Here is a 20,065-nt window from a genome sequence, read left to right on the forward strand (position 1 = left end):
GTATTTGAGCAATGGCACCGGGCAGCCCATCGACATCGACGGGATTGGCCTCCTCGTCCGAGGCGGACCGTACGGGAAGACAGGCCGTCAGATTCAGGACTACCAGACCGACGTGCTCGACGACGCACTCGAAGGCACGTTGCGCAAGGGCCGCCGAATCTCGGCGACCTGGGCCTACAGCATCCCCGCCGGCACCGCCTCGGAGCTGGATCTCGAGGTGCGGTTCCCGAGCCGACACGAGCGCGAGAGCGTCACCTTTACTACGGCCGTGGTCGCCCCGTCGGCTCCTGCCGATACTCGCGTGGCCGCTGTCCGAGCCATGCCGACGCCGCTCCCCGACCAGACAGCGCTGTTCGGCGAACAGCAGCAGTCCCTATTCGCGGACGCAGAGCCGGATTCCGTGAGCGATTCCGGGTTTGCCCATGGGGATGGCCCCCGTGTTCCGAGCCGGACGGTGCTCGGGGGCGTGCCGTCGCAGCCGCCTGGTCCCGAACGACGCGCCGTGCCCGCCCGGACGCAGGAGCTGTCCGCCGACGAGGTCGACGCCATGCGCGTACGTCAGGTCTTCAGGTTTCTCGCCGAGGCCGAGGAATCAAAGGCCCGGCCCGTCCGTACTCTCGATGGTGCAGCCGGCACCGTGTGGTTCGAGGAGCTGCCGGACGCGCCCGGCGTCGAGGTGATGCTCGACGGCGTTCTCGCCACCGACGAGCCGGCCTGGCTGACCGTCACGCGCCCAGAGCGCGAGGATGCCCCTCATCCCAAGCCGCTGCTCGCGCCCTGGGTGGACGAGACTCGCATCCGGGACTTCAAGCAGACCCACGCCCCGCACCTGCGTCGGCGGATCGAGCCCGAATATCCGGACTGGTCCCAGGGAATTCCGCTGGAGAAGGCCTACCACGAACTGGACGAACATCCCAAGCGGGAGAAGATCGAGAAGCTGTACGCCGCCTGGGAACAGGAGTGGCTCGCCTGGGCGGAGCGGCGACGCGCGATCGACCCCAACGTCCGGTTGTATGACCGGCTTCACAAGATGCACGAGGATGCCGCCAATCTGGGCGAAGCGTACGAACTCGTGCTCGGGCTCGGTCGGCTGACTTGGCAGACGACCGGTGGCCAGCGTGTGGAACGGCACCTGGTCACCCATCGGGCCACCATCCAGCTCGACCCGTCCACCGGTACGCTCACTGCCGCCCCCGACCCGACCGGCGCCGGTCTGGAACTCGAAGAAGGCATGCTCGAAGGGGCCCAGCATGTTCCGGGTCCCGTGCGGGAGGGAATCGTCGAGGTACTGGAAGGCGCCTCCGACGTCACCGACCCCGAACATCTCGAAGCCCTGCACACTGCCCTGCGCAGCTGGGTCAACGCGGCACACAGCGCCGGCAGCTACCTGCCGACCGTGGAACGCGCCAAGCCGCGAACTCTCGACGTGCCGCAGGTAGGGCTCACACCCGCACTCGTCCTGCGTGAGCGAAACCGTCGGTCGACGATGGACGCCCTCAAGGCCATCGCCCGCCAGATCGACGCGGGCACCCCTCCCACCGAACTGCTCGGCTACATCGCCGGCCGCGACGGGGCGTTGACCGCCGCTGATCTCGCGGCGGCCGAGGGCGACGGCACGGAGACCGACACCGGCGAGATGTACTTCGCGCTGCCCGCCAATGAGGAGCAGCGTACGATCGCCGAACGTCTGCGCGCCAACCGGCTTGTCGTCGTACAGGGCCCGCCCGGTACCGGCAAGACGCACACCATCGCCAACCTGGTCACGGACCTGCTCGCCCAGGGCAAGCGGGTCCTCATCACCAGCCACACCCCGCGCGCCCTGCGCGTACTGCGGGACAAACTGCCGGAGTCAGTCCGTGACCTTTGCGTGAGCCGTACCGAGGACGGCGCGGCCGCCCAACGAGAGCTCGAGGCATCCGTACAAAAGATCCTCAGCGAGTACGCCGGCTACGACCCGAAAGCCTCGCAGCGTGAGATCCATACGCTCCAGGCACGGCTCGCCGCGGCCCGGTCCGCCCAGCAGGCCATGTTGCGCGACCTCGCCGTGTTGCGTGAGCAGGAGACACACCGCTTCGACGAGGAGATAGGCGACTACAGCGGCAGTCTCCAGGAGATCGCCGAGCGCCTCACCGCCGAGGCGGGACGGTACGACTGGCTCGGCCGGGTGCCGCAGGAGCAGCCCACTCTGAGCGCCGACGGGGCGCTGCGCCTCCTGCACGCCACGCGCGCCTTCACTCCGCAACATCAGGCTCTGGCGGCCGAAGTACCCGGCCCGTCCGAGTTGCCGAGCCCCGGCGACTTCGAGGAAGCCGTCTCCGTCGTGCGTTCCGCGGAGGAGGCGCACGCGGCGGTGCGGCAGGATCCGCTGAGTGAGAAGTACGACGCGGCTGTGCGCAGCCTCGGTGAGACCGAACAGCAGGGGCTCTCGACGGCTCTCGACGCGTTCTCCGCCACTCGTGCCCGCGCCGCGTCTCTCGCCGCCGCGGCCGGCGACTGGGCTGTGGCGCTGCTGAAAGAGGTGAAAGCGGGGCAGGACTGGCAAGCGCGCAGCCGACGGGCCGCCGTCACCGATGCCCTCACGGCGGTCGACGCCTCGCTTTCCACGCTGGGTACCGCGATGGTCAGCGGCCTGGAGCAGTACGACCCGGCCACCGCGCTCGGCCAGGCCACCACCCTGCACGACGGGCTCGGTCAGGGGCAGAAGCTGCGCGGGCCGCTCGGCACGCGCTCGAAGCTGGCCAAGGCCGTCGGCGCGTTCGTGGAGACCGTCCGGGTCGACGGGCGGGTTCCCGAGGACGTCGGAACCGCGGCCGTCGTCCTCGCCCGCGTGCAGCTCGAACTGCGCCTGGCACAAGTCGAATCCGAGTGGGGAAACCGAGTCGGAGCCTGGCAGGGGCACGGTCCGCGACTCGCTCGGCTGCGGCAGGACGCCGAGGTCCTCGAAGCACTCCTCGCCGTTGCCGCCGCCCGCACCCACGTGCTCACCGCCGCAGCCACCTCGCCGGAACTGGTGGTCGCCACCTGGCACGACCCGTCCGTCGAGAATGCCGTGCGAGCTCTACTGCGCGCGGCCACCACCCTGCGCGCCGCCGAACGATCGCGCAGGGTCATTGCGGACGCCGAGGAACTTCTGCGTGTCTGGAGCGACCGGCCAGGCGTTTCACCCGCCGTCGCGCGCGCACTCGACGCTGTGCGCGCCCAGAACCCCGATGGTTTCCGCGAGTTCAGCTACGAGATCGCCGAAGTCCGTGAGGCTGCCAGGCTGCGGGCTGAACAGTACGCAGCACTCACCCGCGTGCGCGAGGCGTTCGCGGCGCTCGCCGAACGGATCAGCGACGCCCCCGAAGACGCCGCCTGGGACACCCGGTTGCCGCTGCTCGCCGAGGCCTGGGCCTGGTCCGCGTGGCGCGACCGCATGGAGCGGCTCACCGACCCGGAGGCAGAGCGTGCCCTGCGCAAGCGACTGACGGAGGCCGACGACGAGGCACGCATCATGCTCGCGAGGGTCGCTGCTGCCCGTGCCTGGCACCGCTGTCTCGGATTGCTCACCGGCGACCAGTCTCGGGCGCTCAGCGCGTACCAGCAGGCCGCTCGACGCATCAAGGGCAAGTACCAGCACCGCTACCGGCGCGACGCACAGGCCGCACTGCGCAAGGCGCAGACAGCGGTTCCGGCGTGGATCATGCCGCTGCACCAGGTCGCGGAGACCGTGCCCATGGACCGGCCCGGCATGTTCGACGTCGTCATCGTCGACGAGGCCAGCCAGTCCGGCCTCGAGGCCATGCTGCTGAGCTGGCTCGCCGACCGGATGGTCGTCGTCGGCGACAGCAAACAGGTCAGCCCCTCCAACGTCGGCCTCAAGCAGGACGAGTACTTCCACCTGAGGGACCGGTTGCTCACAGCGCTCGAGCCGGATGTCCGCAGCCTCTTCGGGCCCGAGTCCAGCTTCTTCGATCTCACGGAGGCGCTTTCCGCGGGCCGCGGCACGCTCATGCTCAAGGAGCACTTCCGGTGTATGCCGGAGATCATCTCCTTCTCCAACGAGCTCTGCTACAACGGTCGGCTGCAGCCGCTGAGGCAATACGGTGCCGACCGGCTGCCCCCGGTCCGTACCGTGTACGTCGAGGACGGTGAGGCCTTCGGCAGCAACACTCGACTGGCCAACACCACCGAGGCCGACGCGCTCGTCGACGCGGTCGTGCGCTGCTGCGCAGACCCCGCGTACGACGGGAAGACCATGGGCATCATCAGTCTTCGCGCCAGCAAGGGGCACTTGGCGGAACTGGAGAATCTGCTCGCGGAACGCCTCGACTACGAGCAGCGTGAGGAGCGACGCATCCGGGTCGGCGACGCAGAGGACTTCCAGGGCGACGAACGCCACGTCATGTTCATCTCCTGCGTCAACTCGGCCACCACCGCTGCCGGGACCGTGCCGGGAGGCTTCAATGGCAAGACGTACGAGCAGCGGCTCAACGTCGCCGCCTCCCGCGCCCAGGATCAGGTGTGGGTGTTCCACAGTGCGCGCACGGAACAGTTCCACGAGAACGACCTGCGTCGACAGTGGCTCGATCACCTCACCCGTCCTGCCGAGGAGGACACCGTGGCCGTCGCGGGCGAGGTACGGCCCGATGTACGGCACGAGGCGTTCGACAGCCTCTTCCAGCAGAAGGTGTATCTGGAGCTGATCGCGCGTGACTACCGTGTGCGGCCCGGCTACCGGGTCGGCCGCCACGCGATCGACCTGGTCGTCGAGGGCGGGACACGCAGACTCGCCGTAGCGTGCGACGGGGACGCCTTCGCGGAGGGCGAGGACGCGTCGACGGCGGCTGCCAGGCAGCGCGACCTGGAGCGCGTCGACTGGACCTTCGTCCGCATCCGCGGGAGCCGGTTCCACCTCGACCGTGAGCAGGCGCTCGCACCGCTCTGGGCGGAGTTGGATCGGCTGGCGATCGAGCCGGTCCGTGAAGACCCGGAGAAGCCCGCACTTCCGGCCGAGGGTGAGCAGACCGAAGTCTCGCCGGTCGGCGATCCGGCGGGGGACGACGGGGGGAGCGAGCGCAGGGAGGGCACAAGTCCGCGGGTTGACTCCCGTACAGCCGCTGTCACGCCGACCCGGCCGGTGAATTCGGTCTTCGAGCCCAGCGAGCCAAGCGAGTCCACTCCGACTCCTGCGGAGGCGGCGACTCCCGCGCCGGCTCCGCTGCAGGGCAGAGCCCCGGCCTCGGCGCCCGCGCGCACATCGGCAGCGGCAGCCAAGCCCGCCGCACGGCCCGTGGGTTCCATGCCGCGACAGCAGCGCGGACAGGTGCTACTCCGGGCCCCACAGAATTCTCTTCCCGTTCAGGAGATTCCCGCTGCCGCCTTCCAGCGGCTGGTTCGCGAGACGCAGGAGTTGCAGGTCGCTGTCGACGCTCCGGACGAGATTCCCGACGGCGTGGACGCGGCCAATCTTGTCTTCCTCAGGAAGACCAAGGCCGATCAGCGTGATCGCCGAACGAAGCGTCTCGGTTTCCTCCGGACGTTCCTCGACGCCGTCCGTGTCGGGCAGGAGACGGGCACGCCTAAGGTCGTGATCCCCGGTGCCCTACTCGTCCTCGAATTCGACGGGCAGGTCGATGACGAGACCTTGTACACCGTTGCCGAACTGCCCACCGACGAGGCGGACATCGTCTCTCCGTCGTCTCCGTTGGGGCACGCACTGATGTGGCAGCCGGTGGGACGTGAAATCTCGTACGACGCCTCTCAGGACAAGACGCACACCGTCGTCGTCCGGGAGATCCGGGTCTGAAGCCCTGGACCAAGGCCGGACGAAGACTCGGAACAACTGCATCCACCGATGGGACCCGCCGCCCGAACCGGCTTTCGATTCGGGCGGCGGGGCTTGTGCGTCTCAGCCGGCGACCGGGTCCAGCATGCGGCTCCGCTCACCGCTCCACGAGATGGCGAGGGCATCCCGGGCCCGCGTACACGCCACGAACAGCAGGCAGTGCTCGGCCAGCAGGTCCGATTGGTGCTGCACGGGATCCACTTCGGCCGGCGTTACGTGCGGGGCGAACGGGAGCACACTCGATGTCAGGCCCACGACGGCCACGCAGCGGAACTCCAACCCCTTCATCGCGTGCATGGTGGCCACTCGCACCCCTGAGACCCCCGGCCCCGGATCGTCCTTGACCGCGACCGCCGGGATGCCCTCCCGCCGCAGGCGGGTGATGACCGCGTCGACCAACGTGTTGAACCGGGCACACACCGCCACCTCGGACGGCTTGACACCGTCTTGGTCGATCCAGGTCCGGATCTGCTCGATCAACGCCCGCAACTCCTCGTCCTGGCTGGTGTATCCGCGTGCTGCCGGGACACGGCCGTGCAGTTGGGAACGGTAGCCCCGGAGCGAATCCCGGCCACTGTCATCGTCGTAGTCCTCACCGAGCCGGCCCACAGGCTGACCGTCGAGCAGTGATGCGGACCAGCGCAGGATCTCTTCCGTGCTGCGGTAATTGAGACGCAGCCGGGACGTACGCCCTCGGACGTTGATACCCAGCGAGCGCAGCGAGACGCGGGAGTCGTAGATCCGCTGATGGGGGTCGCCGACGAGGAACATGTCGTCGGACTGGGAGGTCACGCAGGCGCGCAGCACTCGCCACTGGGCCGGATGGAGATCTTGGGCCTCGTCCACGACGACGTGGCGGTAGCGCGGCCCGCCGTCGGCCAGGACCCTCGCGGCCTGGTCGCACAGCTGGGTGTACGTCGCCGAGTCGCGCGAGGCGAGATCTGCGGTGAACTTTTCCATCACGCGCCACAATCGGGCTCTTTGCACTCGCCCCACCTGGATACCGCGCCCCCGTCGTACACAGCGCAGGTACTCCTCGGGTGTACGGAGTCCCTGCGCCAGGACGACGTTGCGATACTCCTGGGACAGGAACTGCTCCGTCCATGGGAGTTCCTCGCGTGCGGTGGCACGCGTCCAAGCGTTCTTCTCCGCGCCGGCAGAAAGAGGTTTCGGTGAACTGCCCCGCGCCTCCCGGATGATCCGGGCGGCGAGTGAGTCCACCGTCGTGACGTCGACGCGTTCCAGCAGGCGGGCGTCGGCGTCCCCGAGCAGAAGCGCCAGACTGTCCCGCAGAGCGGCCGCCATGGCGTTCGTGAACGTGGTCAGCAGGATCCGGTCGCCCTCCCGGCCCGTACGCAGCAGATGTCGGACGCGGTGCAGGGCGACGACCGTCTTGCCGGTGCCGGGGCCACCGGTGACCTGAGCGGGTCCGTTGAAGCCCGGGTGATAGGCGTACCGGCGCTGGGCGGGGTGGAGGAAGATGCGCCAGCGGGTAAGGTCCTCGGTGAGGATCCGCTCCAGCTCTCCGGGGCCTGTCACTTCCACGATGCGGTTGGGCGTGTTGAGAATTGCCTCGGTGAGGGTGACCGTCGGCCGGTCCTCCGCCGTGCGCACGGTCTGCCCGCGCGGAGCGATCAGCTGCTCCCAGACATCTTCGGGGGAGTAGTCGGCCGCCAGGTACTCCAGCACCTCATACTGATCGGCGGGCATCATGGGTGGTGCCATGACCGTCAGATCGTCGGCCGTGACACAGACGCGGGCCAGGCGCAGGACCTGATCGTCGACGCCGAGGTCGCGCAGCACGGTATCGGAGTGCTTCTCGAAGAGGCGGGCAGGGGTGGCGACCGCCTTCGTCTCGAAGTAGGTCTCCATCTGCTCAAGGGCTTCGACGTTGCGTACCTCAAGGCCTCCGGTGGCGCCATTGACCGAGTAGGCGCGTTTGCAGGCCCAGTTGATTGCCTCGTCGTGAGGGGCGACGCGCAGGAGTGTGAACAGCTCGCTTCCGTCGTCGGGGGCGAGCAGAACGCCCCGGTAGAACTTGGTGACGCGTATCGTGCGGATCCGGGGGTCCCGCGCCCGCTCGAGCTTCTCCAGGTGCATGCCCTTGCTGGCGTGGAGCTGAGGAACGGTCATGCTCCGGAACATCTGGATCGCGTCGTTGACTTCCTTCTGGACGGGTCTCTGAAGCGAGATGAGGTCCGCGACGAAGTCGTCGGAGAGGGCGAGGCGGGGCATGGGCGTCCTCGGATAGCGGGCGGGCGGTGGTCGAGGACCAGCCTAGAGACTTGTTCCGCCCGAAGCGACGGAGCGTCACGTACTCATTGTGTGAACTCAGTCAACGGTCCATATTTCTCATGCTGCCGTACGATCGATCCATCCTCGCGCCCCACTGGATCTGTCCGAAAGGACCCACCGAATGCCGGCCCAGCCTGCCCAGGCCGCTGTCCCGCACCCGCTCGACGAAGTGCCTCAGACGTTTCGTGCCGGGGACTCGTACGCGGTGCGGGACGGACTCGTCACCTACATCCGCCGAGACCTGCTGGGACCTTGGGACGGTGAGACCGAGACCCTGTCGAGCGCCTCATCCGGGCCGCGCGACCGTTACCTCGTCGGCATGCTCGGGCCGCAGCCCCAGGCCGTCACCGGAGACGAGATCGCACGCGCGGCCGCCCAGAGTGCGGGCAGCGACTCGGGCGACGAGCTAGTGTCCTGCGCCATCAATTCGTCGTTAGTTCTTGGTGCCCCACTGCCGCCGACTTGGCCGAATACTCGCAGGCCGGGGCTGGATGGGCGGACAACCAACCCGGCCGGGCAAGGCGCGAATCCACCGACGAACTTCTGGCGCAGCGCACTAGGCATACTCCGGCTTTTGCGACCTTGAACGGGCAAGCGCTCGCCGAGCGCGCCCCGATCGGCAGCGGCCGAAGAAGTCAGGGGCCCGTGAGTCCGAAATTCCGTTGCCTGTTCGCCGCACTTCACTCCTTCGCTATTGGCGGTTTGTCCAGTCGACCGCAATGCGCGCGCCCTGGGTGACAGGGGAAAGAACACGATCGAAAGGCGCCAGCGGCTCGGCGCCGCAAACTTGCCCGAGCGCAGCCGGATGACCTCGGCAAATAGCCCGCCCGCGCTACTCAGGCGCGTTAGGCCGCGCCAGCCCCAGGTCGTACGCCAGGATGACGGCCTGAATGCGATCGCGGGCTCCCACCTTCGCCAGGACGCGGCCCACGTGGGTCTTCACCGTGGATTCCGCCACGACCAGGCGCTCGGCGATCTCGCGGTTGCTCCAGCCCTGGCCGATGGCGACCAGGATCTCGTACTCGCGTTCGGTCAGGGCGCGGACCCTGGGGTCGTCGGCGGCCTTGCGGCTCGACGACTCGTGCGGGAGGTGGCGGGCGTAGGCGTCCAGGAGGCGGCGGGTCAGGGTGGGGGCGATGACGGCGTCGCCGGCCGCGACCGCGCGGATGCCGGCCAGGAGTTCCTCGGGGTGGGCGTCCTTGAGGAGGAAGCCGCTCGCTCCCGCGCGCAGCGCCGCGTGGGCGTACTCGTCCAGGTCGAAGGTGGTCAGGATGAGGATGCGGGAGCGGTCCCCGGAGGCGACGATGCGGCGGGTGGCCTCGATGCCGTCCATGCCGGGCATCCGTACGTCCATGAGGATGACGTCCGGGCGGAGTTCGGCGGCCTTGCGGACGCCGTCGCTGCCGTGGGCCGCCTCGCCGACGACCTCGGTGTCGGGGGTGCTCTCCAGGAGCATGCGGAAGCCGAGGCGTTGCAGTGGCTGGTCGTCCACGATGAGCACGGTGGTCACGCCGCACCGCCGGTGTCCGCCCCGGTGGCGGGCAGCGGGGTGAGGTCGAGGGTCGCCCGCACCGTCCAGCCGCCGCCGGGGGCGGGTCCCGCGATGACGGTCCCGTTGTAGAGGGCTGCGCGTTCTCTCATGCCGGCGAGTCCGTGTCCTTCGTCGTGGGTCGGTCCGGGCGGGACCGTTGTGCCACCCGGTCCGGTGTCGTGGACGTCGATGTGCAGCCTCGTGTCCTCGACGCTCACCGCCAAGTCGACGCGCGTGTCGTGCCCCGCGTGCTTGAGGGCGTTGGTGAGGGCCTCCTGGACTATGCGGTAGACGGTCAGCTGGACACCGCGGTCCAAGGTGTCCAGCTCGCCGCCGGAGCGGTAGCGGACCTGCGGACCGGCGGCGCGGATTCGGGTGCACAGGGCGTCGATGTCCACGATGCCGGGCTGTGGGCTGAGCTCGGGGGCGGCGGGGGTCTGGGTCTGCTCGCGCAGGACGCCGAGCATCCGGCGCAGCTCACCCAGCGCCTGACGTCCGGTGTCACCGATGAGGACCAGTGCCTGCTTGCCGCGTTCCGGGGCGCGATCGGTCGCGTATGCGCCACCGTCGGCGAGCGTGATGATGACGGAGAGGTTGTGGCCGACGATGTCGTGCATCTCGCGGGCCACCCGGGTGCGTTCGGCGGCGGCGGCCAGTTTGCTGCGCTGGTCGCGTTCGATCTCCAGGCGGGTCGCGCGGTCGCGCAGGACGGCGAGCTGGGCGCGCCTGATCCGTACGGCCAGACCGAGCGCGACCGCCGCGGTGATGGTGCTGAACAGGAAGAACAGCGCGTCCAGGACGGATACTTCGGGCGGCAGCCGGAGGGTGAGCAGGCCCAGGGCGGCTGCGGTGACGGCGCAGGCCACGGGCAGTCGCCGGAGCTCTCCGTGCAGCACCAGGCTGTAGAGGGCGATCAACAGGGCGACGTCGGCACGCAGCCAGACTCCCAGGGCCAACTGGAGGAAGAACACCGCGGCGATCACGGCGAAGGCGAGGGACGGCTTTCTGCGCCGCCACAGCAGGGGCAGTACCAGTCCGGCCTGCAACGCGAGCGTCTCCGGCCAGGGCAGATGAGTGAAGTGGGTGTCGAAGGCGCGTCGTCGGCCGTCGTCGTGCACCAGGTCCGGCACGCAGAACATCAGCACGACGACAGCGATCACACCCGCGTCCAGGATCCACGGGTGGTCCCGGTCGCCCTGCTTGAGCCATCGGCCCAGACGGGTCAGCCCACTGGCCAGGGGGTGGTTCCACGGGAGGTCCGCCTCCGCGGACGCCGGGTGGGGCAGTCCTCCCAGGTGGGCGCTGTCGTCGGTGCTCATGGGTGTCACTGGTCCGGGTTCATTGCTGTCACCTGTCCATTGTGGGTCCGTTCGCGCCGGCACCGCGCCGCAGCAGGCTCGCGCCGCCCGTGCGTCGGAGCGGCCGACCGGCACGGCACCCGGCCCGGTTTCCCGGCGAGGTACCCGGCCCGGTTTCCCGGTGCGGCACTCGCCCCGGTTTCCCGGTGCGGCACCCGTCCCGGTCACCCGGCGCGGCGCCCGGCCCGGACCACCGGGGCAGGTGCCGCACCGGGCGTGAGACCGGAAGGCGTCAGGCGTTCCCGCCTGCGGGGCGTGAGCCGTCAAGCGTTCCCACGTACGAGGCGGTGGGCGTCAGGCATCCGTATGTACGAGCCGGTAGGCCGCGCCCGCCAGCGCCAGCGCGGTCCAGCCGAGGAAGACCACGAGCCCGGCGGTGGGTGACAGCGCCGTCGAGTCGTGGGTCAGCGCGAACATCGACTCGCCCGCGTTGCTCGGCAGGTACGGGCTGATGTTGTCCTGCCATGAGCTGGGCAGCAGCGAGATCAGGCCGGGGACCAGCATCAGCGAGGCGACCAGGACCGAGATGCCGCCGGCGACCGAGCGGAGCAGCGCGCCCAGAGCGGTGCCGATCACACCGACCAGGCCGAGGTAGAGCCCGGCGCCCAGCAGGCTGCGTACGACACCGGAGTGGGAGAACGTGAGGGCCGCGGGCGTGCCGGAGACGATGCCGCTCGCGATCGGGAACACGACGACGACGCCGATGAGGGACACACTCAGCGCGACCAGGCCGAACACCGCCGCCTTGGACCACAGCACCGGCAGCCGGCGCGGGACCGCGGCCAGCGTGGAGCGGATCATGCCGGTGGAGTACTCGCCCGCGGTGACCAGCACGCCCAGGACACCGAGGGCCAGTTGCGCGAAGTTCGTGCCGAACATGGAGAGGCTGAGCGCGGTGGCGCCGACGTCGTCCGGGCGCAGGGGACGACCGGAGTTGAGCTCGGCCTTGTAGTGCGCGGCGGCGATCACGCCGAACGCGATCAGGAACAGCAGGCCCAGACCGAGGCTGATCCAGGTGGAGCGAAGGGACCACAGCTTGGCCCATTCGGAGCGCAGGACGCGACGTCCGGTGACCTTGTACTGCGGACGCGCCGTCTGCACCGGGGAGGGCGCGGAGCTGTCGGTCACGGTCATGGTGGTGGTCATGCCGCCCTCCCGGGGGTCTCGACGGTGGCGGTGGCGTGGTACTCGACGGCGTCGCGGGTCAGGTCCATGAACGCCTGCTCCAGAGAGACGGCCTTGGAGCTGAGTTCGAACAGCGGGATACCGTGCTCGGCGGCCTTGAGGCCGATGGCACGCGCGGACAGGCCGGTCACGTGCAGCTCCTCGGAGCCGACCTCGCCGGTGATCTCGACGCCGGGGCCGGCCAGCACCTCGCGCAGCCGGGCGGACTGGTCGGACGCCACGGTCACGGTGTCTCCGCCGGCCGTGCGGACCAGGTCCTGCACGGTGGTGTCCGCCAGCAGACGGCCGCGTCCCACGATGATCAGGTGGTCGGCGACCAGTGCCATCTCACTCATCAGATGCGAGGAGACGAAGACGGTACGGCCGTCCGCCGCGAGCCCGGTCAGCAGGTTGCGGATCCACAGCACGCCCTCGGGGTCCAGACCGTTGACCGGCTCGTCGAGCATGATGGTGGCCGGGTCGCCGAGGAGGGCCGCGGCGATGCCCAGCCGCTGGCCCATCCCCAGGGAGAACGCGCCCGCGCGCTTCTTGGCCACGGAACCCAGCCCGGTCAGGTCGATGACCGCGTCCACCCGGCGGCGCGGAATGCCGTGCGTGTGGGCCTGCGCCATCAGGTGGTCGAACGCGGACCGGCCCGGGTGGATCGACTTGGCCTCCAGCAGCGCGCCGACCTCCTGCAGCGGCGCGCTGTGCTGGGCGTAGCGTCTGCCGTTGACGGACACACTGCCGCTGGACGGCGCGTCCAGCCCGACGATCATCCGCATGGTGGTCGACTTGCCCGCGCCGTTCGGCCCCAGGAAGCCGGTGACGGTGCCGGGCTTGACGACGAAGTCCAGCTGGTCGACCGCCGTCTTCTCGCCGTACCGCTTGGTCAGCTGATGTGCCTCGATCATCGTTCTTCCCTCGCGTTCACGTGCCGCCCCCACCGGGCTTTTCTCACAGGTAACGCTAGGAGCCCGCGGGCCGCGATCTGTCGTACCCGAGGGGTCAATGAAGCAAAGGGGGTAGTACCCCGGTACGACTCGGGCCGAGTCGCGCCGAATCTCCGGGAACGCAGTGGACCCGCAGGGCTGCGGCGCACCAGCGACCGAGCCGCCGGAGGGCTGCCGCACCCGCGGTGCGAGCCATCGGCCCCGTCCCGCCGCCGCATCCGCGATCGAGCCGCCGGACGGGTATGCACGCCGTCGCCGGTGTCCTCGCCGCCCTCCTCCAGCGCACCCGCACCGGCCGCGGCCAGCGTGTGAACGTCGCGATGCAGCACGCCGTGCTCAACCTCTGCCGGGTGAAGCTGCGCGATCAGCAGCGGCTCGCGCACGGGCCGCTCGCGGAGTTCCCGAACGAGGACTTCGGCGACGCGGTTCCGCAGTCGGGCAACGCGTCCGGCGGCGGTCAGCCCGGCTGGGCGGTCAAATGCGCGCCCGGTGGCCCGAACGACTACGTGTACGTCATCGTGCAGCCCGTCGGATGGGAACCGATCAGCGAACTCATCGGCAGGCCCGAGCTCGCCGAGGACCCCGAATGGGCCACCCCCGAGGCCCGACTGCCCAAGCTCGGCAAGATGTTCCAGCTCATCGAGGAGTGGACCAGCGCCCTCCCCAAGTGGCAGGTGCTGGAGGTGCTCAACGCCCGCAACATCCCGTGCGGGCCTGTCCTGTCCACCAAGGAGATCATCGAGGACGAGTCGCTGGTCGCCAACGAGATCGTGGTCGAGGTCGAGCACCCCGAGTGCGGCACGTACATCATGGTCGGCAATCCGCTGAAGCTGTCCGACTCCCCGGTCGAGATCGAACGGTCCCCGCTGCTCGGCGAACACAACGAAGAGATCCTCCTCGGCGAACTCGGGCTCTCTCAGGATGAGTTGCCGCTCCTCAAGGCGCAGGGAGTGATCTGACCGACGGCGGCAGGTGCCGCACCTCCACTCCGTCCCGGGCCCGGCGTCAGCAGCCGCGCCCGGGACGGCTTGCGTTTCCCGCACCCGGCTTGATGGGCGGCGTTTGATAGGCGGCGTTTATCACGTGGAAGCTGTTCTCACTTTGACTACCTTTCACGGCCTGTCCGAAGCTGATCTCCGGGCGGCCGCGGCGCCGGATCCGTCATACGCGCGGCAGCGGTAGAAAGGCACAGGCCAGATCATGAGCAACATCGAAGACCCGGAAGACCTTCTGGAGGTCACCCCGCCCAAGACCTGGGCGACCGGACTGCCCGCGGTGACGCACGCGATGCAGTACTCGCTCGGCCAGACGTCGGTCCGGCGGACGGCGCTGACCCTGCTGAACATCAACCAGACCAAGGGCTTCGACTGCCCCGGCTGCGCCTGGCCGGAACCCGGGCCGGGCCACCGGGCGAAGAACGAGTACTGCGAGAACGGTGCCAAGCACATCAACGACGAGGCGACCTCGCGTCGGGTCACCGCGGACTTCTTCCGGGAGCACTCCGTCTCGGAGCTCGGTGAGAAGTCCGACTACTGGCTCAACCAGCAGGGCCGGCTGACCGAACCCATGGTCAAGCGGCCCGGCGCCGACCACTATGAGCCGATCGGCTGGGACGACGCGCTCGCCCTGCTCGCCGAGGAACTGCGCCGGCTCGACTCGCCCGACGAGGCACTCTTCTACACCTCGGGCCGGCTCAACAACGAGGCCGCCTTCCTCCTCCAGCTCTTCGCCCGGGCCTACGGCACGAACAACCTGCCCGACTGCAGCAACATGTGCCACGAGTCCAGTGGCTCGGCACTGCAGGAGACGCTGGGCATCGGCAAGGGCAGCGTGAGCCTGGACGACATCCACCACAGTGACCTCGTCTTCGTGGTGGGCCAGAACCCGGGGACCAATCATCCGCGGATGCTCTCGGCGCTGGAGGAGACCAAGCGCAACGGCGGTCACATCGTCGACGCCAAGGTCTTCGTCGGCGTCGCGGGAAACTTCGTCCGGGCCACGCCCGACAGTGAGGTCACCGAACGGGCCATGCGGCGGTGCCGGCTCACCGCGCACATCTCCACCAAACTCAACCGCTCCCACACCGTCTGCGGCGGGACCGCGCTGATCCTGCCGACGCTCGGCCGCAGCGACCGCGACATCCAGGCGGGCGGGGAGCAGTTCATCACCGTCGAGGACTCCATGAGCGAGGTGCACGCCTCGCGCGGCCGCCTGCATCCGGCCTCCCCGCACCTGCTCAGCGAAGTCGCGATCATCTCGCGGCTGGCCCGGCGGACCCTGGGCGACCGCCCGTCCCTCCCCTGGGAGAAGTTCGAGGCGGACTACGGAACGATCCGTGACCGTATCTCCCGGGTCGTGCCGGGCTTCGAGGACTTCAACTCCCGGGTGGCCCGGCCCGGCGGCTTCCGGCTGCCCAACCCGGTCAACGAGGGGGTGTTCCCGACCCCGAGCGGCAAGGCCGTCTTCACCCGCAACGACTTCGAGATGCTGCGCGCCCCCCAGGGCCATCTCCTCCTGCAGACCCTGCGCTCGCACGACCAGTGGAACACCGTTCCGTACGCCATGAACGACCGCTACCGAGGCATCCACAACGCCCGCCGTGTGGTGCTCGTGAACCCCGCCGACCTGGAGGCACTCGGGCTCGCCGACCGCAGCGAGGTGGACCTGGTGAGCGTCTGGCGGGACGGCGTGGAGCGCCGCGCCGAGAAGTTCCGGGTGGTCGCCTATCCCACCACTCCCGGTTCCGCCGCGGCCTACTACCCCGAGACCAACGTCCTGGTGCCGCTGGACAGCGTGGCCGACATCAGCAACACGCCTACGTCGAAGGGTGTCGTGGTCCGCCTGGAGCCGGCCGTCGCCGTGGGCTGAAGGAGGGGGAAAGCCTTGCGTGGTCCCTGGACAACGTGTCGAGCGAGATCCAGAATACTGACTACCCCATACTGTATGCATCTCCATCTCCCTGCCCGGCAGGCGGTTCCAACTCGACCGGAGTGAGGTAGCCCAGCATGTCCACACCAGTACCCCGTTTCGCCCAGTCCTCCCGCGGCGTGCCCGGCGCCGAGACGGTCATCGACCGGCTCGTGGAATCCAACGGCGCCTACGCCGCCGGATTCGTCGACCCCGGCATGGACGCCCGCCCGGTCCTGCGGGTGGCCGTCGTGGCCTGCATGGACGCGCGCATCGACCTGCACGCCGCGCTCGGCCTGCAGTTGGGTGACTGTCACACCGTCCGCAACGCGGGCGGTGTGGTCACCGACGACACGATCCGATCCCTGACGATCAGTCAGCGTGCGCTCGGCACCCGCAGCGTCATACTCATCCACCACACCGGCTGCGGTCTGCAGAGCCTCACCGAGGGCTTCCGGCACGAACTGGAGATGGAGGTCGGACAGCGGCCGGCATGGGCGGTGGAGGCCTTCGCGGACGTCGACCAGGACGTACGGCAGTCGATGCAACGGGTGCGCACCTCACCGTTCCTGCCGCACACCGACGATGTACGAGGCTTCGTCTTCGACGTGTCGTCGGGGCTGCTGCGGGAGATCGACCCGCGGTCCTGAGCACGGTCGTCGGGCGCCCGGCCCCCTGTCTCCGTCGCCGGGCGCCCTGTCGCGCCCCCATGGTCAGACGCCGCGGCCGGCCACCGCGGCGATCTGCTTGCAGTAGAAGTCGGTGGTGTTGCGGGTGTGCCGGCGCATGAGCTCTTCGGCGCGGTCGGGGTCGCCGTCGGCGATGGCCTCGATGATCCGGGCGTGCTCGCTCCAGGCGTCCGTGCCGCGCGGTTTGGCGATGGGCATGTAGTACCAGCGCACGCGTCGGTCCACCTGGGGGATGAGCTCGGCGAGGACCGCGTTGCGCGAGAGATGGGTGATGTGCGCGTGCAGGGCGGCGTTGGCCTCCACGATGGCCCGGGCGTCGCCGGCCGCGAGGGCGGTGAGGCCGGTCTCCTGCAGTTCCCACAGCCGGGCCACGTCGTGGGGCGTGGCGTGTTGGGCGGCGGCGCGTGCCGAGTGGGTTTCGAGGACGGCCCGGACGCTGAGGAGCTGGGCGCATTCCTCCGTGGTGGGGGAGTGGACGAAGGCGCCCTGGGCGGGGCGCAGGTCGACCCAGCCGGCGGTCTGCAGCCGTTGGAGCGCTTCGCGTATCGGCTGGCGGCTGACGCCGAGTCTTTCGGCCAACTCGGCCTCGACCAGGTGCTGGCCGGGTGTGAGGGAGCCGTTGATGATCAGTTCCGTCAGGGCGTCGTAGACGGCCTGACGCAGCGGGGCGGGCCGGATGATCGGGCCGCGGGCTGCCACGGTGGGTGTCTCGGGCATGGGCCCTCTCCCTCGTTCGACTGCTGACGCCAAACCATCGGCTTCGGGATACTGAGTTTAGTATGCAATAGCCATTCTGGAGTGCGAGCTGCGTCGCGTAGTTGCGGAAATTGCCTCGGCGCACCTCTGGCGCTCTCGGAGGCATGCAGAATACTGTATGCAATCATCCACCGTCTGACAGTGGACCGGCAACAGCTCCCGAGGGGGTCACCCCGTGTCGTACCGCACCGCTCTCTCCGAAGTTCTGACCAGTGTCATCGCGCCCTCGGTCGAAGTGACCGGCAGGAAGGGCAAGTTCCCCCGCGGCGCCGTGACGGCCCTCGGCCACGCCGGGCTGCTGGGGCTCACCGTCTCCACCGAATTCGGCGGTGGCGGAAGGGGGCTTCCGGAAGCCGTCGAGGTGGTGGCGCGGACCGCGCGTGTCTGCCCGGCCACGGCGGCCGTGCTCCAGTCCCACTACGCGGCGGTCGCCGTCATCGAGTCGTACGGCAGTCCCTGGGTGCGCGGCGAGATCGCCGCCGGACGTCACCTCGGCAGCCTCGCCCTGGCGGAAGACGTCGCCGGTGGTCAGGGGGTGGAGGCTCAGCTCCTCGTCTCACGTTCCGTCGCCGCTCGCTCCGGTGACGTGGTCGCCCTGCGCGCCCGTAAACACCAAGTGGTCGCGGCGGGAGAGGCCGACAGTTATGTCTGGTCCTCCCAGCCGCTCGCCGCACCGGACGGCCTGACGCTCTGGGTGGTTCCGGCGCACGCTCCGGACCTGTTCGTCCCGGCGCGGCCCGGCGGTGCGGGGCCGTACGGCAGTGCGACGTCCACGGTGTTCGCCGACCCGGTTCTGGTGCCCGCCGACGCGATGCTCGGCGGGGACGGCGGCGGACTCGACATCGTGTTGCGCACCGTCCTGCCGTGGCTGCTCGAACTGCGGACCGCCGCAGGCGTCGAGGCCCTTCGTCCCCTGGCTGTCGACGCCGGGTCCGCTCGCCGCCCCGCCGACTCCCTGGCCTCGTCCTGAACCCGGCCCGGAGGGCGGCCCGTTCGGTCAGTCCTGGCTCGCCCCGGCGGCGATCTGCTTGCGGTAGAAGCCGGTCGTGCGCTCGGTGTGCTTGCGCATGACCTCGCCCGCGCGGTCCGCGTCGCCCTTGGCGATGGCTTTGATGAGCTGGCTGTGTTCGTTCCAGGCTTCCTTGCCGCGGGGTTTGGCGATGGGCGTGTAGTACCAGCGCACCTTCTGGCCCACCTGCGAGATCAGTTCGGCGAGTACGGCGTTGTCGGCAACGGAGGTGATGAAGGCGTGCAGAGCGGTGTTGGCCGCGACCAGGCGTTCGACGTCGCCCCCGGCGAGCGCGTCGACACCTTCCTGCTGCAACTCCCAGAGGCGTTCGATGTCTTCGGGCTTCGCGTGCTGGGCGGCGAGCTGGGCCGAATAGGTTTCCAGTACCGCGCGGACACCGAGGAGCTGGGCGGCCTCTTCTTCGGTGGGGGAGTGGACGAAGGCGCCCTGGGCGGGGCGCAGGTCCACCCAGCCGGCGGTCTGCAGCCGCTGCAGGGCTTCGCGCACCGGCTGGCGGCTGACGCCGAGGTGCTCGGCGAGCTCCGCCTCGACCAGGTGCTGGCCGGGTTTGAGGGAGCCGCTGACGATCAGTTCGGTCAGCGCGTCGTACACGGCCTGGCGCAGTGGTGCCGGGCGGGTGACGCGCCGGGACGCCGCGGCCGTGAGTGCCTCGCGCATGGTTGCCCCGTTCTGCCACCGGGTCCGCGAGGGCCGACGGCTCTGCCAAGTGGTGGCCGCCGAGAGGGTTGCCGACGGCAGCGTCAGCATACAGGTTTTGGTATGCAAGATGGCATGGGCGGCCGGTGGTGACGCCCTGGCCGACGGGGGTTCCCGTAGGCGGGCCGGCCTGCGGAGGGTGCATCCCGGGGGCTCGCGTCCTCGGGTGAGCCCTGGGGGCGGGCTGCGTTCCTCGGGTGCGCGCGCCGGGGTCGTGGCACGTTCCTCGTGCGTGCGCCGATGGGCCGCGCGCTTCGGCGCAGGCGCGCCGCGATCGGGGGACTTCTTTGCGATCGAGTTCTGTATACAGAAGCCTGTATGGGGTAGTGTCTCAGTCTCCTGCAACCCTCGCCGGGGACCCGCGTGACGGAAGGCGGAGCGATCATGACGACCAGCGGGAGTGACGTGACGGTCGAGGATGTGGTCCGGAGAGTGGTGGCCGGTCACCGGGGCCGGCGCGGTGCGCTGCTGCCCGTACTGCACGCCGTTCAGGCGGAGTTGGGCCATGTACCGCAAGAGGCGATACCGGTTCTCGCCGACGAGTTCAACCTCTCCCGGGCGGACGTCCACGGAGTGGTGACCTTCTACCACGACTTCCGCCGCGAGCCCGCGGGACGCACCACGGTGCGCATCTGCCGTGCCGAGGCATGCCAGGCGCTCGGGGCCGACGGCCTGGTGGGCTACGCCCGCGAGGCCGGACTGACCCTCGGCGAGACGACGGCTGACGGTTCGGTGACCGTCGAGCAGGTCTTCTGCCTCGGCAACTGCGCACTCGGGCCGTCCGTGGAGGCGAACGGGCGGCTGTACGGACGAGTGGGCCCGGACCGGCTGGGCTCGATCCTCAACGGGACGGTCTGAT

12 protein-coding genes and 1 pseudogene are annotated in these 20,065 nt (G+C 69.5%); 6 read left to right on the forward strand and 7 right to left on the reverse strand.

Annotation, left to right across the window (positions count from 1 at the left end; translation table 11 throughout):
* The first annotated feature begins 454 nt into the window (after window positions 1-454).
* On the forward strand, window positions 455-5,788 hold the full coding sequence (locus OG390_RS42870) for an AAA domain-containing protein (protein WP_406178206.1): 5,334 nt from the start codon (window positions 455-457) through the stop codon (window positions 5,786-5,788).
* Window positions 5,789-5,890: 102 nt separating this feature from the next.
* On the opposite strand, the gene OG390_RS42875 is transcribed toward OG390_RS42870, so the two are convergent.
* The 5 genes from OG390_RS42875 to OG390_RS42895 form a co-directional block, all read right to left on the reverse strand.
* Entirely contained in the window at window positions 5,891-8,062 is a 2,172-nt protein-coding gene (locus tag OG390_RS42875; RefSeq protein ID WP_406175531.1) for a UvrD-helicase domain-containing protein, read from the reverse strand.
* An 892-nt stretch (window positions 8,063-8,954) separates the two neighbouring features.
* Window positions 8,955-9,632: a response regulator gene (locus tag OG390_RS42880; protein WP_406175533.1), complete on the reverse strand. Its 678-nt coding sequence runs from the start codon at window positions 9,630-9,632 to the stop codon at window positions 8,955-8,957.
* Complete coding sequence (locus OG390_RS42885) at window positions 9,629-10,972, reverse strand: sensor histidine kinase (protein WP_406175534.1); 1,344 nt, start codon at window positions 10,970-10,972, stop codon at window positions 9,629-9,631. The genes OG390_RS42880 and OG390_RS42885 overlap by 4 nt, the downstream gene beginning before the upstream one ends.
* A gap of 333 nt (window positions 10,973-11,305) precedes the next feature.
* Window positions 11,306-12,157 carry an ABC transporter permease gene (locus OG390_RS42890; RefSeq protein WP_406175536.1) on the reverse strand — a complete coding sequence of 284 codons (852 nt, stop codon included), beginning with the start codon at window positions 12,155-12,157 and terminating at the stop codon, window positions 11,306-11,308.
* The gene (locus tag OG390_RS42895) at window positions 12,154-13,089 is read right to left on the reverse strand and encodes an ABC transporter ATP-binding protein (RefSeq protein WP_406175538.1); all 936 of its coding nucleotides are present in this window, start codon (window positions 13,087-13,089) and stop codon (window positions 12,154-12,156) included. The genes OG390_RS42890 and OG390_RS42895 overlap by 4 nt, the downstream gene beginning before the upstream one ends.
* 275 nt (window positions 13,090-13,364) lie before the next feature.
* Here OG390_RS42895 and OG390_RS42900 point away from each other — a divergent pair.
* The 3 genes and pseudogenes from OG390_RS42900 to OG390_RS42910 all read left to right on the forward strand — a co-directional run.
* Window positions 13,365-14,087 (forward strand): annotated as a pseudogene (locus tag OG390_RS42900) (CoA transferase); the annotation flags it as partial.
* Between the two features lie 241 nt (window positions 14,088-14,328).
* Window positions 14,329-15,996, forward strand: coding sequence for a molybdopterin-dependent oxidoreductase (locus OG390_RS42905; protein ID WP_406175540.1), 1,668 nt, complete (start codon window positions 14,329-14,331; stop codon window positions 15,994-15,996).
* 137 nt (window positions 15,997-16,133) lie between these two features.
* Window positions 16,134-16,685, forward strand: coding sequence for a beta-class carbonic anhydrase (locus OG390_RS42910; RefSeq protein WP_406175542.1), 552 nt, complete (start codon window positions 16,134-16,136; stop codon window positions 16,683-16,685).
* A 63-nt stretch (window positions 16,686-16,748) separates the two neighbouring features.
* On the opposite strand, the gene OG390_RS42915 is transcribed toward OG390_RS42910, so the two are convergent.
* On the reverse strand, window positions 16,749-17,441 hold the full coding sequence (locus OG390_RS42915; protein WP_406175544.1) for a GntR family transcriptional regulator: 693 nt from the start codon (window positions 17,439-17,441) through the stop codon (window positions 16,749-16,751).
* Window positions 17,442-17,655: 214 nt separating this feature from the next.
* On the opposite strand from OG390_RS42915, the gene OG390_RS42920 reads away from it, so the two are divergent.
* Complete coding sequence (locus OG390_RS42920) at window positions 17,656-18,450, forward strand: acyl-CoA dehydrogenase family protein (protein WP_406175545.1); 795 nt, start codon at window positions 17,656-17,658, stop codon at window positions 18,448-18,450.
* 27 nt (window positions 18,451-18,477) lie between these two features.
* Here OG390_RS42920 and OG390_RS42925 read toward each other — a convergent pair whose 3' ends face one another.
* Entirely contained in the window at window positions 18,478-19,167 is a 690-nt protein-coding gene (locus tag OG390_RS42925; RefSeq protein WP_406175547.1) for a GntR family transcriptional regulator, read from the reverse strand.
* A gap of 423 nt (window positions 19,168-19,590) precedes the next feature.
* On the opposite strand from OG390_RS42925, the gene OG390_RS42930 reads away from it, so the two are divergent.
* Entirely contained in the window at window positions 19,591-20,064 is a 474-nt protein-coding gene (locus OG390_RS42930) for an NAD(P)H-dependent oxidoreductase subunit E (protein ID WP_406175549.1), read from the forward strand.
* Window position 20,065 lies beyond the last annotated feature (1 nt).

Origin of the sequence: Streptomyces sp. NBC_00996 (genome assembly GCF_045162675.1) — a bacterium.
Lineage (GTDB): Bacteria > Actinomycetota > Actinomycetes > Streptomycetales > Streptomycetaceae > Streptomyces.

What these genes read in the sequence shown, in the direction of transcription:
- OG390_RS42930 (WP_406175549.1), top strand. Translation starts at nt 19,591, where the DNA reads ATGACGACCAGCGGGAGTGACGTGACGGTCGAGGATGTGGTCCGGAGA.
- OG390_RS42910 (WP_406175542.1), top strand. Translation starts at nt 16,134, where the DNA reads ATGTCCACACCAGTACCCCGTTTCGCCCAGTCCTCCCGCGGCGTGCCC.
- OG390_RS42915 (WP_406175544.1), bottom strand. Translation starts at nt 17,441, where the DNA reads ATGCCCGAGACACCCACCGTGGCAGCCCGCGGCCCGATCATCCGGCCC.
- OG390_RS42895 (WP_406175538.1), bottom strand. Translation starts at nt 13,089, where the DNA reads ATGATCGAGGCACATCAGCTGACCAAGCGGTACGGCGAGAAGACGGCG.
- OG390_RS42875 (WP_406175531.1), bottom strand. Translation starts at nt 8,062, where the DNA reads ATGCCCCGCCTCGCCCTCTCCGACGACTTCGTCGCGGACCTCATCTCG.
- OG390_RS42885 (WP_406175534.1), bottom strand. Translation starts at nt 10,972, where the DNA reads ATGAGCACCGACGACAGCGCCCACCTGGGAGGACTGCCCCACCCGGCG.
- OG390_RS42925 (WP_406175547.1), bottom strand. Translation starts at nt 19,167, where the DNA reads ATGCGCGAGGCACTCACGGCCGCGGCGTCCCGGCGCGTCACCCGCCCG.
- OG390_RS42905 (WP_406175540.1), top strand. Translation starts at nt 14,329, where the DNA reads ATGAGCAACATCGAAGACCCGGAAGACCTTCTGGAGGTCACCCCGCCC.
- OG390_RS42890 (WP_406175536.1), bottom strand. Translation starts at nt 12,157, where the DNA reads ATGACCACCACCATGACCGTGACCGACAGCTCCGCGCCCTCCCCGGTG.